Source organism: Afipia dichlorophenoxyacetatis (genome assembly GCF_055386385.1).
Genome location: NZ_AP029250.1, coordinates 504,077 through 516,415, shown reverse-complemented (window position 1 = coordinate 516,415; position 12,339 = coordinate 504,077). Strand labels below are relative to the sequence as shown.

General features: G+C 59.8%; 12 protein-coding genes. 4 read left to right on the top strand and 8 right to left on the bottom strand.

The features are described from left to right. The first annotated feature begins 165 nt into the window (after positions 1 to 165). Positions 166 to 558 carry a Co2+/Mg2+ efflux protein ApaG gene (apaG, locus tag ACZ5C3_RS02395; protein ID WP_464034982.1) on the top strand — a complete coding sequence of 131 codons (393 nt, stop codon included), beginning with the start codon at positions 166 to 168 and terminating at the stop codon, positions 556 to 558. Here apaG and ACZ5C3_RS02390 read toward each other — a convergent pair. The 3 genes from ACZ5C3_RS02390 to ACZ5C3_RS02380 all read right to left on the bottom strand — a co-directional run bounded on the left by ACZ5C3_RS02390 (position 555) and on the right by ACZ5C3_RS02380 (position 3,853). Continuing rightward, complete coding sequence (locus tag ACZ5C3_RS02390; protein WP_464034981.1) at positions 555 to 1,559, bottom strand: Hsp33 family molecular chaperone; 1,005 nt, start codon at positions 1,557 to 1,559, stop codon at positions 555 to 557. The two genes, apaG and ACZ5C3_RS02390, sit on opposite strands and share 4 nt — an antisense overlap. Before the next feature lie 147 nt (positions 1,560 to 1,706). Then, entirely contained in the window at positions 1,707 to 2,633 is a 927-nt protein-coding gene (gene argF / locus ACZ5C3_RS02385; RefSeq protein WP_464034979.1) for an ornithine carbamoyltransferase, read from the bottom strand. Beyond that, the gene (locus tag ACZ5C3_RS02380; protein WP_464034977.1) at positions 2,630 to 3,853 is read right to left on the bottom strand and encodes an acetylornithine transaminase; all 1,224 of its coding nucleotides are present in this window, start codon (positions 3,851 to 3,853) and stop codon (positions 2,630 to 2,632) included. The genes argF and ACZ5C3_RS02380 overlap by 4 nt, the downstream gene beginning before the upstream one ends. A 535-nt stretch (positions 3,854 to 4,388) precedes the next feature. On the opposite strand from ACZ5C3_RS02380, the gene ACZ5C3_RS02375 reads away from it, so the two are divergent. Beyond that, positions 4,389 to 4,898 carry a GcrA family cell cycle regulator gene (locus tag ACZ5C3_RS02375; RefSeq protein WP_464034976.1) on the top strand — a complete coding sequence of 170 codons (510 nt, stop codon included), beginning with the start codon at positions 4,389 to 4,391 and terminating at the stop codon, positions 4,896 to 4,898. Positions 4,899 to 5,032: 134 nt separating this feature from the next. Here the strand turns inward: ACZ5C3_RS02375 and ACZ5C3_RS02370 are convergent, their stop codons facing one another. From ACZ5C3_RS02370 to ACZ5C3_RS02355, 4 genes are all read right to left on the bottom strand, one after another. After that, a complete protein-coding gene (locus ACZ5C3_RS02370) occupies positions 5,033 to 6,244 on the bottom strand; it encodes an ATP-binding protein (RefSeq protein WP_464034975.1) in 1,212 nt (403 codons plus the stop codon). Positions 6,245 to 6,369: 125 nt separating this feature from the next. Further along, complete coding sequence (locus ACZ5C3_RS02365; protein ID WP_464034973.1) at positions 6,370 to 7,419, bottom strand: lysylphosphatidylglycerol synthase domain-containing protein; 1,050 nt, start codon at positions 7,417 to 7,419, stop codon at positions 6,370 to 6,372. A 268-nt stretch (positions 7,420 to 7,687) separates the two neighbouring features. Beyond that, positions 7,688 to 7,984, bottom strand: a complete 297-nt coding sequence (locus ACZ5C3_RS02360) for a hypothetical protein (RefSeq protein ID WP_464034971.1) — start codon at positions 7,982 to 7,984, stop codon at positions 7,688 to 7,690. A gap of 5 nt (positions 7,985 to 7,989) precedes the next feature. Next, a complete protein-coding gene (locus ACZ5C3_RS02355) occupies positions 7,990 to 9,384 on the bottom strand; it encodes an OmpA family protein (protein WP_464034969.1) in 1,395 nt (464 codons plus the stop codon). Between the two features lie 175 nt (positions 9,385 to 9,559). Between ACZ5C3_RS02355 and ACZ5C3_RS02350 the strand changes: the two genes are divergently transcribed. Both ACZ5C3_RS02350 and ACZ5C3_RS02345 read left to right on the top strand, forming a co-directional pair. Continuing rightward, positions 9,560 to 10,618 carry a polysaccharide deacetylase family protein gene (locus ACZ5C3_RS02350; protein ID WP_464034967.1) on the top strand — a complete coding sequence of 353 codons (1,059 nt, stop codon included), beginning with the start codon at positions 9,560 to 9,562 and terminating at the stop codon, positions 10,616 to 10,618. Positions 10,619 to 10,746: 128 nt separating this feature from the next. Beyond that, positions 10,747 to 11,547 carry an SDR family NAD(P)-dependent oxidoreductase gene (locus ACZ5C3_RS02345; RefSeq protein WP_464034965.1) on the top strand — a complete coding sequence of 267 codons (801 nt, stop codon included), beginning with the start codon at positions 10,747 to 10,749 and terminating at the stop codon, positions 11,545 to 11,547. A gap of 64 nt (positions 11,548 to 11,611) precedes the next feature. Here ACZ5C3_RS02345 and ACZ5C3_RS02340 read toward each other — a convergent pair whose 3' ends face one another. Next, positions 11,612 to 12,292, bottom strand: coding sequence for a Fe2+-dependent dioxygenase (locus ACZ5C3_RS02340; RefSeq protein ID WP_464034963.1), 681 nt, complete (start codon positions 12,290 to 12,292; stop codon positions 11,612 to 11,614). Positions 12,293 to 12,339 lie beyond the last annotated feature (47 nt).

Genomic DNA, 12,339 nt, shown 5'->3' with positions numbered 1-12,339 from the left:
AAATGGACACTTCTCCCGAAGCATGCTGGATAAAAACCGCGTGAAACAATGATCGTTCCGGCTCGTATCTTGCCGTCGAGACCGGAGTTAGTATGGAAGACAATCAACGGATGCTTGGGCCGAGCCCCCTGACACTCCTAGGATAGACCGGATTTGGATCAATTCATGTACCGCGCCGTCACCCGCCAGATCGAAGTGATCGTCGAGCCGACTTTCATGCCGGAGCGCTCCTCTGCCGAGGATGGCCGGTTTTTCTGGGCTTACACCATTGTCATCGTCAATTCGGGGCGCGAAACCGTACAGCTTAAAACGCGGCATTGGATCATTACCGACGGAACGGGACGGAACCAGGAAGTCCATGGTGAGGGGGTTGTCGGTGAGCAGCCCATCCTCGAGCCGGGCGAAAGGTTTGAGTACACCAGTGGCGTACCTCTCTCCACAGCATCAGGATTTATGACCGGGAGCTATCAGATGGTCACCGAGGACGGCGAGCCGTTTGAAATCGATATTCCGACGTTCTCGCTCGACAGCCCCGGCCAGAGGCGAACCCTGAATTAATCTTTGACTGCCCCATTCCCGGCGTGCGGCACGACGCCAGCTTCGTCCGGCGTGAATTCGTAGACCGAGCTGCAGAACTCGCAGGTGACGACGACCTTGTTGTTTTCCACCATGCTCTCGCGATCTTCCGGCGTGAAGCTGGACAGCATTCCCGCCACCGCGTCGCGCGAACAGGAGCACCGCGCACAAACGTCCTGAGTTGGGAACACCCGCACGCCCCGCTCGTGGAACAGCCGGAACAACAAGCGCTCGCCCGACAATTCGGGATCGATCAACTCGACGTCCTCAATGGTCCCGAACAACGACTGCCCCTCAGCCCAAGCGTCGTCCTCCGCGACCTCATGCGCCACGATGCCCTCGGGCGCGTCGCCGGGATGAAGATCCGGCTGCCGCGCGCGCTCCGGCGCCTTCGGCAGAAACTGCATCAACATGCCGCCGCCGCGCCAACGGTGCTTCGGACCATCGCCACCACGAAATTCCTCGCCAACGGCAAGGCGCACACGCGTCGGGATCTGCTCCGAGCGCAGGAAATACTCATGTGCGGCATCTTCAAGGTTGCCGCCTTCCAGCGCGACCAGCCCCTGATAGCGGCTCATATCGGGACCTTGATCGATGGTCATGGCGAGATGACCGTGGCCGAGCAGAGCCGCGGAATCCTGACCAGCCTCAAGCCTGCTCGCATCAAAACGGGCATAAGCACGCAGCCGGTCTGGCGCATGAAAATCGACCACGATCAGTGACACGGGGCCGTCGGTCTGGGTTTGCAGAATAAAGCGTCCATTGAATTTCAACGTTGAGCCGAGCAACGTCGTCAGCACGATCGCCTCGCCAAGCAGCTTGCCGACCGGTGCCGGATAATCGTGCTTGGTCAAAATCTCATCGAGAGCCGGCCCCATTTTCGTCAGCCGGCCGCGCACATCCAGCGCGCTCACCTCGAACGGGAGGACGGCATCATCGACAGGCGTGGCTGACGGAGCGCGGACAGAAGTCTCAAGCGTCATGAGCATTCTCTGATGAGGTGGATTTGGCTTGCGGCAGATGAATGCTCAAACCAGCGGACATAATGCTCCGGCGGCGTGGAACGCCTGCCGAAGCCATACTTCACCTATATAGGTCACTTCGCCGCGCAGAAAAGAGACTGGCCCAAATCACGAGACCGCGTTCAAGCACCAGGCCAGAATGCCCTTTTGAGCGTGCAGACGGTTCTCAGCCTCGTCGAACACCACGGACTGCGGACCATCGATGACCTCGTCGGTCACCTCGTCACCCCGATGCGCCGGCAGACAGTGCATGAAAATCGCTTCCGGCTTGGCGAGCGACATCAGCTTGGAATTGACCTGATAAGGCTTGAGCAGGTTGTGCCGGTGTTCACCATCCTTGTCGCCCATCGACACCCACGTATCGGTGACAACGCAATCCGCCCCGCGCACCATTTCTTCCGCGCTTGTACCCAGCACGATCGGTGCGTTCGCCGACTTGATCCAGTCTTTCAGCAGCTTGTTTGGCGCGAGTTCCGGCGGCGTTGCGACGCGAAGGTTGAAGCTGAAACGCTCTGCCGCATGCGCCCAAGACGCCAGCACGTTGTTGTCATCGCCGGTCCAGGCCACGGTGCGTCCCTTGATGGGGCCGAGATGCTCCTCGAACGTCATGACGTCCGCCATCACCTGGCAAGGATGCGAACGGCGCGTCAGGCCGTTGATGACCGGGACGGTGGCATATGTCGCGAGTTCCATCAGCGCATCATGGCTGAGGATGCGGATCATAATGGCATCGACGAAGCGGGACAGCACGCGAGCGGTATCGGCAATGGTTTCGCCACGGCCGAGCTGCATTTCAGCGCCGGTCAGCATAATCGCTTCGCCGCCAAGCTGGCGCATACCAACATCGAACGAAACGCGGGTCCGCGTCGACGGCTTGTCGAAAATCATCGCAAGCGTTTTGCCTTCGAGCGGCTTGTCCGGCTTCGCGCTGCTTTTGAGCTGCTTCTTGATTGCGACGCTGGCATCGAGAATCGACCGCAATTCCGCAGTTGGAACATCGAACAGATCAAGGAAATGACGAGGTGCTGCACTCATTGCGCAGCCCCCTGCATCGACGCGGTCTGCGAGAACTTCACACAAGCCCGCTCGACGCGCGCAACAGCATCCTCGATCTCAGCTTCAGTGACGATCAACGGCGGCAGCAAGCGCACGACGTTTTCACCCGCACCAACAGTGAGAAGCTTTTCATCGCGCAACGCAACGCCGAGATCAGCAGCCGGCACGACAGCTTTCAAGCCGATGAGAAGCCCATCGCCGCGCACACCGCTGACGACGTCAGGATAGCGATCGACAATCGCTGCAAGCTTCTGTTTCAGGAACAGCGACATGCGTTGCACGTGATCAAAGAATCCTGGCGCAAGCATCACATCCAGCGTGGCGTTGCCGGCAGCGGCCGCCAGCAGGTTGCCGCCGAATGTCGAACCATGCGTTCCCGGCGTCATGCCGACAGCAGCCGCCGACGTCGCAAGGCATGCCCCCATCGGGAAGCCGCCACCAAGTGCTTTCGCCAGCGCCATGATGTCAGGCGTAACGCCAGTGCGCTCATGCGCGAACAGCGAGCCGATACGGCCCATGCCGGTCTGCACTTCATCGAACACCAGAACGAGCTTCTGTTCGTCGCACAGCTGGCGCAGGGCACGGAAGAATGAGGGATCCGCGGCACGCACGCCGCCCTCACCTTGCCATGGCTCGATGATGATACCTGCGGTGTGCGGACCGATTGCTTTCTTGACGGCTTCGAGATCGCCGAGCGGCACTTGATCGAAACCTTCGACGACCGGTCCGAAACCTTCGAGATATTTCTGCTGGCCACCTGCCGCGAGCGTCGCGAGCGTACGGCCGTGGAAAGCGCCTTCAAAGGTAATCAGGCGATAGCGTTCCGGCTTGCCGTTCGCAGCCTGATACTTGCGCGCCATCTTGATGCAGGCTTCCATCGCCTCTGCACCGGAATTGCAGAAGAAGACAACGTCGGCAAAGCTCACTTCACACAGCCGCGCAGCAAGGCGCTCGCCTTCCGGAATCCTGAAAAGATTGGAGACATGCCAGAGCTTGGCGGCCTGCTCCTGCAGCGCCGCAACGAGATGCGGATGCGCATGGCCGAGCGCATTCACCGCAACGCCGCTGGTGAAATCGAGATAGCGGTCCCCTTTGGTCGAGATCAGCCAGGGTCCTTCGCCGCGTTCGAACGCGACATCGACCCGGGCAAAAACCGGCAACATGTGGGACTCGACTTGCGGCTTGGCGCTTTGGCTCATGACGACCTGATTGCAGTGTTAGGCTGGCAACAATTGCGAGTACGGAGATGCCGTTGTGCTCGCTTGCCTGCCCCGGAAACAAAACGTGCCGCCCGGAAAGGCGGCACGCACGGGTCATTCTATTGGGGACCCTACAGGTGTCAACACGAACCAAAGCCGTTTTCTGGCGTCATTTGGCCTTCAAAAACAGCCCCGGAACGTTCCGCACCACGTGCGCGTAAACCCCTCGGAGGACACCTCAGCGTCGTTTGCAACATGACAGGACGACGAATTCAGTTGCTTTTGATTCGGAACATGTGGACGCGCAATGGCCGACTCTTGCGCGTGAGTCGCGCCATATTGTAGCTTTCGCATTGTCGGATACGACATCTCGTGCGGCAGTTCTGATCCTCGATGGTCCCGGTGTAGGCGTAAACGCCCGGTCGTTTTTATACGGTCGGCGAGGGCTAAGGGATTCTGACCGCAGGGATTTTAGAAATTTGCAATCGCGACGCCGCGCCAGAACGGCCGGTGCGATATCAAAAGGAAGTGTGCGATGACGGTGATGAGCTGGACCGACGATCGCGTTGAACAACTGAAAAAGCTCTGGGAAGCCGGACTGTCGGCGAGCCAGATTGCAGCCGAGCTTGGAAATATCACCCGAAATGCCGTGATCGGAAAAGTCCACCGGCTTGGACTCTCGGGTCGCGCCAAGAGCCCATCCTCGGCCGCCCCACGGCAGCGCAAGGTGCGCCCCGCCCAACACATGATGCGGATCAGCCGCCCGGTGTCGCGCGGGAACACCGCCCTCGCGCAGGCCTTCGAGGTGGAGGTTGAACCCGATCCGATCGCTTACGACAACGTGGTTCCCATGAGCCAGCGGCTGTCTCTGCTGGAGCTGAATGAAAGCACCTGCCACTGGCCGGTCGGCGATCCGGGCAGCCCGGACTTCTTCTTCTGCGGCGGCAAGGCCCTGAATAGCCTGCCCTACTGCGCACATCACTCGCGCATCGCCTATCAGCCGGCGGGCGACCGCCGCCGTCAGGCACGCGTTCCAGGTAAGTAAGCCGCAGCTTCAACGCAAAACACGAAAGCCTCATCGGTTGACCGATGAGGCTTTTTTATTGCCTGGAAGATCGCGAGGTCAGGGACAAAGGTGCAGCAGCCACGCAAGGCAAATACAGCACCTCGACTTCTGCACTATTCCTTCGCCGGCCCCTTCAGAGCGGGAAAGCAAGCTGTAAATGTAGCGCCGTGGCCGAATATGCTCTCGATGAGCAACCGCCCGCGATGCCGCTGCACAATATGCTTCACCAGCGACAAACCAAGACCGGTGCCACCCTGCGCACGACTGTCACCGACATCAACGCGATAGAACCGCTCTGTCAGCCGCGGCAAATGCTCGGGGGCGATGCCCGGTCCGAAGTCGCGAACCGCGAAACGGATTTCGTTGACATCTTTGCTCGATGGTTCCGTCAGTGAAACAACCACCCGGCCACCGGACGCGCCATATTTGAGGCCATTTTCAATCAGGTTCTCGAACAGCCGCAGCAGTTCCTCAGTATCGCCGGCAATGGTCACCGACGTCCTGGGCAACTCAGCCTCGATGGAGACTTGCCGTTCGCTTGCCAGCGGCTCCAGCCCGTCGATCACCTGGTGCACCAGCGGAACGATGTCGACCAACGTGTCCGGCCGCACGTGCGCGCTGAGTTCAACGCGTGACAGCGACAGCAGGTCGTCGATCAACCGCGCCATACGCGTGGCTTGCGCATGCATGATACCGAGAAATCGCTCGCGCGCCCTGACGTCATCACGCGCCGGCCCCTGCAGGGTGTCGATGAATCCCGATAGTGCCGCCAGCGGCGTGCGCAGCTCGTGGCTCGCGTTGGCAACGAAATCCGCACGCATTTCCTCAACCCGGCGCAGCGGCGTCTGGTCGTGGAATGTCATGAGAATGCAATACTCCGTGCCGCCGAATGCCGTCGGCAACAACAGAGGGGTCACGATCACTTCCATCCAGCGGTCGATTGGCACGTGATCGACATAAGTGGTGCGTTGTGGTTCACGCGTTGCAATCGCCTGACGCAGCGCGGTGATGATCTCTGGCGTGCGCAACGCGAACAGCGCAAGTTCGTTCTTGCGCAAAGCCGGGGCGAGTTGGCCGGCGGCAACGTTGAAATGCAGCACGCGGCCCGCGCGATCGAGCAGCACCGCAGCTTCCGGCATTCCCCCAACCAGCGCCTGAACGACCGGCGTCTCGGCGGGTCTCATGCCGGCTTGATCGTCGGTGACCGGCACAGCGTGATGCAGGCTCCAGGGCACCAGCGCCGCTCCGAGCACGCAAATAAAGATCAGTCCCGCATGCGAAGGCGAGAGTCCGCCGAACGCCACCGCCGCGGACAAGCCCAGCATGACAGCGATCAAAACGATGGCCGAACGCCTCAGCCGATCAGGCCAAGGTGCGAAGCTTGAGGTCGATGAATTCGTCGTCGTCATGCCGCCGGAAACTGCCTGTGCGCAATGAATGCGGTCTCGAATTATGAAGCGGGAGACCGCGAGCCTTGGGGTGATTGCGGCTTCGCAGCTTCATCCAGTCTGCGCAAGGCCGCCGCGACCCGCTTCGCCCGAAGCGCGACGATAAGCTCCCGAAGCGAGAGCAAGATGACGGAAAGAACAAAAGGCACAAGATAATAGAGCACACGAAACAGCAGCATGCCCGCCAGCAGCTCTTCCTTATCGTACTGGAACAGCCCGACCAGCATGGCGGCGTCGAAAACACCAAGACCGCCCGGCGAGTGGCTGGCGAAGCCTAAGAGCGTCGCCGAGACAAAGATAACCGCCACGACGATGAAGCCGACATGCGGCTCATCCGGAACCAGGAAATACATCGCCAGGGCGCAAAAACCGAGATCGACGATGCCAATCCCGATCTGCAGCAAGGTAAGCCGGCCTCCCGGCAGCGTAACCGTCCAGTTGCCGCGACCCACCTCACGCGGACGGATCGAAACCCAGATGACATAGAGGGCCAGAGCAATCAGGATGCAGATTGCGGCGAAGCGATTGAGCCAAACCGGCAGCTTGTCGATGGAAGCGGCCGCCTCCGGGTGGTACGCAACGCCCATGCCGAGCACTGCTGCGTTACCTAGCCAAAAGGTCAATCCTGCCAGAAAGCAGATCTTGGCAACGTCGATAGCGGAGAGACCGTGCGCTGAGTAAATGCGATACCGCACGACGCCGCCCGTGAAAACGCTGGCGCCAACGTTGTGGCCGATGGAATAGCTGGTGAAACCTGCGAAAGCGGCGATGCCGTACGGCACTTCGTTACGACCAATGGTTCGCAGGGCGAAGAGGTCATAAAACGTCAGGGTGAAATAGCCCGCAGCCACGCAGAGACCGGCCATGATGACCGTGCGGGCTTCAGTTTCGCGCAGGGCTGCATAAAGATCATCGAGATCGAGATCCTGAAGCATATTGTAGAGAATGTAACAGGCAGCCGCGATGATCGCGATGCTGAGCGCAACGCCGAGCTTATGAAGAAGCTGCTTCTCGCGCATATACGCGATTGCCCCGCGCAGTGTTTCCAGCATCAAGACCTCAAACCCGACATGACCAGCACGCATGCATGACCCACGTTATTATCATGCATTGGCTTAACAAAGGTCCTAGCAGACCCTTTCGGCGACTGCGAGACCTGTAAGATTAATTCGAATGGCTGGTGTCGCGGTGACACTTTTTAATGCAACCGAAGCTGACCGAACGGGTGCCGCCGTTGAAAAATAATCAAATTCAGGCCTCCAGAGAGGCTCCAAAAAGTAGACTGGCGCATCCCTCAAATGGGGTGTCAGGGACAGGCTCTCAAGACGCCGGCATATCGCGCGAAACCACAAGGTTGCGCAGCCAGGATCCGACTGCGCAGCTTGCGATATAGACTGCGAACATGGTGAGCCCCAAGTCCAGCCAGTAACCAGCCCGGCCGGGAGCAAGATGCAGGGCGGACGCAATGATCAGCGCCACGACGAATACGCCGATCTTCCGCATCGTGACGTTGGACAGTCCCTGCCCGCGGTGAACCACCGCAATCCACCCCATCGCGAGACCGATCAGGGCCGATGCCAGCAGCCAAGGCCAATTGAACATGGCGAGATACAACATGTCCCTTACCTCACCACAAACTCGATGCGCCGGTTTTTGGCTTTGCCTTCATCCGTATCGTTGTCGGCAACCGGCCTGGAACTGCCATAGCCTTCCGCCTTCAACCTGTCCGGCGGCAGTCCGGCCTTGATCAGGTAATCCGCCACGGCCTGCGCACGCTTCTCGGACAGCGACTGATTGGCCGCATCATCACCATCGGTGTCGGTATGCCCTGCCACCTCGATATTGGCGGACGGACATCGCAAGGCGGTTTCGATCAGCCGATCGAGAAGGCCGATGGAATCGGGATCAATGGTTGCGCGTCCGGAATCGAACCTGATCTTGGCCTTGCCCAGCAACTCGACAAACAGCTGCTGACAGACTGTCGCATCCACAGGGCTTGCCACCGGCTTGACCGAGACTTCTGCGTTGGCCTTCCAGCTCTGAGGGAGATCGCTATTCAAGTTGCCGCGGATCTGGTTGGCGGCCACGGCATAAAGCGCGTCGCCCGACAGTTTGACGTCGCGATCGGAGACCACCAGCGATCCGGTCGAAACCCGCGACAGCGCACCGAGTGCCGAAATAACCGCATTTGAGAAGCCGGATGGCGCGCCTGTGCTCGCCTTGAGATTATCAACGATTTTCTCGTTGAAGAACTTGCGGCCAACCGCAGCCACAATCGCCGCATGGGTGTTGTTGTCCGGAACGTAACCGGCGAGCGTGATGGTATTCGCAACAGGGTCTTTGTTGGCCTGGAAGATATAGGGCGGCGCCTTGATGGCGTTCTCGGCAACTGAATATCCCTCAGGCAAATTTTTAAGCGCGGCGGCAATCGCCTCGCGGTTACCAATTTCGCGGGCCATGCCGGAAAGGCTCACGCTGGTATCGCTCAAGGTGATCTTGCCTTCCTTGAGCCTGCCGATCTGATCGATCAGCAACAAAACCGCATTGTCGAAACGCGGCGGCGCCCCCCGCGCCATGGTCATATGATCTGCAATTTCAGTCCCCTTGAGGGACGCGCGCGCCGTGTCGAGTAACTTCGCCTTCACCGACGGCAAAGGCGCATTGCCGCCCAGCGTCACCCGCACGACATCACGTTCCGCTGTCCAGACGAACGGCTTGGCCTCGGCAATCAGACCTGTGTCATCATTCACAAGCCGCACACCGCCGACAGCCTCGACCTGCGAAACGGCGTTGCGCCGCCCCTCTTCCGAGAACGCCTCTGCGGAGAGCCGGACATCACGGCCGGCGACATCAACGCGGGTTTTGTCGAGTACAGTGTCCTTGAGCGCATCAACGGCCCGCGCACCCAGATCTTTCTCGATAGGCACGCTGCTGGTCCAGATCGCAGCGATCCAGACCAGGGCAAGAGGGATCAACCCCGGCCACCATTTACGTCCCCAGCGGGAAAATCGGCTCATTCCAACCCTTTAACCTGTTGGGAAGCAGACAAAACAAACCCTTGGCTGGGTGTCAAACTAGAAATGCGCCCATCCGTTTCCCCGGCCTTTTGCCCCGCTCGCCTAACCCTTTGTTCAGCCGTTCCGGTCAAATATCCCGGCTTCGATACCCGAACGCGGGCACGGCCCACCGCCAATGAAGCAGTTTCGCAACAACATCATCCGCGCCGGCTTCGATGCGCTGTACTTCACCGGCGCTCACCACGTCTTGCGGCCTATTCTGGCAGGCGTGGGCGCAATTTTCATGCTGCATCACGTCCGCCCGGCCCGCGACTCTTTGTTCCAGCCCAATCGGCACCTCGAAATCACCCCCGAATTCCTCCGCGAGGTCCTGGCCCACGTCCACGCGCTGAATATCGACATCGTTTCGATGGACGAGGCGCACCGACGGATGACCGAACGGGACTTCACCCGCCGTTTTGCCTGCTTCACATTCGATGACGGTTACCGCGACAATCGCGACCATGCCCTGCCGGTCATGCAGGACTATGACGCGCCGTTCATCGTGTACGTCGCAAGCGATTTCGCTGACGGTCGCGGCCGGCTCTGGTGGGTCGCGCTCGAACGGCTGATTGCCGCGGTCGACACGCTCGATGTTGAGTTGGACGGCATCGCAACGCGCATCGACGCGAACAGTGCAAGCGCCAAGCAGGACGCCTTCAACCAGCTCCACGGCTGGCTTCAGAGCTTGCCGAGCGACATGCACGTTCAGCACGCCGTCAGCAGCCTCTGCGTGCGTCATGGCGTCGATGATTCCGGGATCGCACGCGAGCTCTGCATGCCGTGGGACGAGCTGAAGTCATTCGCAAGCCACCCGCTCGTGACGATCGGCGCGCACACGATCAGTCACTGCAATCTGGCGAACGAAACCACTGACGAAGCATCGCGCGAGATGCGCGCCAGTCGCGAGCGCATCGAAGCCGAGCTGCAGAAACCAGCGCTGCATTTCGCTTATCCCTACGGTTACAAGACCGCCGCGGCAGCCCGCGAATTTGCCATCGCACGCACGCTGGGATTTAAGACCGCAGTCACGACCCGTCCCGGAATGATCTTCCCTGAAAACGCCGATCATCTCACGGCGCTGCCGCGCATCTCACTGAACGGCAATTACCAGAGCACGCGATTCCTTTCGGTGCTCACATCAGGGGCGGCAACCGCGGTGTGGAATGGCTTCCGCCGCGTGGATGCCGCCTGAGTTCATCACGAACTGCTGGCCTCGCCTTCGAATCAAGACTGCGTTTCAAACACTTTTCTCGCGTCAACCTTCCTTGACACCCCTGTCGCTGCGGGCGCTATATCCGCACCAAATAAACAGGAGGACGTATGTTTGAAAATCTGTTTTCGCTGAAGGGTCGTGTTGCAGTCGTCACCGGCGGTTCGCGCGGCATCGGCAAGATGATCGCCAGCGGATTTCTCGCCTATGGTGCCTCGCGCGTGTACATCACTGCGCGCAAAGCCGGACCATGTGAAGCGACCGCGAAAGAATTGACCGAGAAGTATGACGGCGAATGCATCGCTCTGCCGATCGACATCTCCACCGTTGCTGGCTGTCAGACCCTCGCGGATGAGATCATCAAGCGCGAACCGAAGCTCGACATCCTGGTCAACAATGCCGGTGCGGCATGGGGCGCGGCATTTGACGAGTTTCCGGAGAACGGCTGGGACAAGGTGATGAACCTCAACGTCAAGTCGCTGTTTTTCTTGACCAAGGCGCTGGCGAAGCCGCTACGCGCCGCTGGCTCACACGAGCGCCCGGCGAAAGTGATCAACATCGCCTCCATCGATGGCATCTTCGTCAACCCGCTGGAGACTTATTCCTATCAGGCGAGCAAGGCTGCCGTGATCCATCTCACACGGAGGATGGCGGCGAAACTGATCAAGGACAATGTGGTGGTCACCGCCATCGCGCCAGGCGCCTTCCAGTCCGACATGAATACCGCGGCACGTGACCATGCCGACGCTGTCGCCAAGCGCATTCCAGCGCAGCGCATCGGCTCCGACGAAGATATGGCAGGCGTCGCGATCTATCTCGCCTCGCGTGCGGGTGATTACGTCGTCGGCAACACCATCGCGGTGGATGGCGGCGTGGTCTATGCGAATCCGGGCCTCGAAATCGCCGGCTGATAAAATAAAAACTGCCGGGGCTCGTCCCGGCAGTTTTGCTCTCGCCTAAAGGCTTTCGAAGAGCTTACAGCTCGGCCCATTGCCGCAGCAGGTTATGATAGAGCCCCGTCAGACTGACCAGCGATGGATGATTGGGCGCATCCTGCGTCAACCGGATAATCGACATATCCAGATCGAACAGCATGGTGCGATGGCTGACATCGCGGATCATGCTCTGAGTCCAGAAGAACGACGCGATACGCGAACCGCGTGTGATTGGCGTCACGTGATGCAGACTGGTCGCCGGATAGATCACAAGATCGCCCGCAGGCAATTTAACGCTGTGGCTGCCATAGGTGTCTTCGACCACAAGCTCACCACCGTCGTAGTCCTCCGGCGATGAGATGAACAATGTCGACGACACGTCAGTGCGAATGCGTACCGGCTGATGCGGATGGGTGCGGATCGCGTTATCGACATGCGACCCAAACGTCATGCCCGCATCGTAGCGATTGAACAGCGGCGGGAACACTTGCATCGGCAACACGGCCGACATGAACATCGGATTGCGCGCGAGAGCACCGCGTACCATGTCGCCGAGTTCACGCGCCTCGGCAGTCTCCTCCGGCAATTGCAGATTGAATTTGACCTTGCCCGACTGATGACCGGCGGTGACGTTGCCGTCCACCCACGCCGCTTTCATCATGACCTCCTTGCAGCGCGCGACCTGCTCCGGGGTAAGCACGTTGGGGATATGCAGCATCATGGCATCGTCTCCATTATCGGCGCGACGGTGCTCGATACTCCGTCAGC

What these genes read in the sequence shown, in the direction of transcription:
- apaG (WP_464034982.1), top strand. Translation starts at nt 166, where the DNA reads ATGTACCGCGCCGTCACCCGCCAGATCGAAGTGATCGTCGAGCCGACT.
- ACZ5C3_RS02390 (WP_464034981.1), bottom strand. Translation starts at nt 1,559, where the DNA reads ATGACGCTTGAGACTTCTGTCCGCGCTCCGTCAGCCACGCCTGTCGAT.
- argF (WP_464034979.1), bottom strand. Translation starts at nt 2,633, where the DNA reads ATGAGTGCAGCACCTCGTCATTTCCTTGATCTGTTCGATGTTCCAACT.
- ACZ5C3_RS02380 (WP_464034977.1), bottom strand. Translation starts at nt 3,853, where the DNA reads ATGAGCCAAAGCGCCAAGCCGCAAGTCGAGTCCCACATGTTGCCGGTT.
- ACZ5C3_RS02375 (WP_464034976.1), top strand. Translation starts at nt 4,389, where the DNA reads ATGACGGTGATGAGCTGGACCGACGATCGCGTTGAACAACTGAAAAAG.
- ACZ5C3_RS02370 (WP_464034975.1), bottom strand. Translation starts at nt 6,244, where the DNA reads ATGCTGGGCTTGTCCGCGGCGGTGGCGTTCGGCGGACTCTCGCCTTCG.
- ACZ5C3_RS02365 (WP_464034973.1), bottom strand. Translation starts at nt 7,419, where the DNA reads ATGCTGGAAACACTGCGCGGGGCAATCGCGTATATGCGCGAGAAGCAG.
- ACZ5C3_RS02360 (WP_464034971.1), bottom strand. Translation starts at nt 7,984, where the DNA reads ATGTTGTATCTCGCCATGTTCAATTGGCCTTGGCTGCTGGCATCGGCC.
- ACZ5C3_RS02355 (WP_464034969.1), bottom strand. Translation starts at nt 9,384, where the DNA reads ATGAGCCGATTTTCCCGCTGGGGACGTAAATGGTGGCCGGGGTTGATC.
- ACZ5C3_RS02350 (WP_464034967.1), top strand. Translation starts at nt 9,560, where the DNA reads ATGAAGCAGTTTCGCAACAACATCATCCGCGCCGGCTTCGATGCGCTG.
- ACZ5C3_RS02345 (WP_464034965.1), top strand. Translation starts at nt 10,747, where the DNA reads ATGTTTGAAAATCTGTTTTCGCTGAAGGGTCGTGTTGCAGTCGTCACC.
- ACZ5C3_RS02340 (WP_464034963.1), bottom strand. Translation starts at nt 12,292, where the DNA reads ATGATGCTGCATATCCCCAACGTGCTTACCCCGGAGCAGGTCGCGCGC.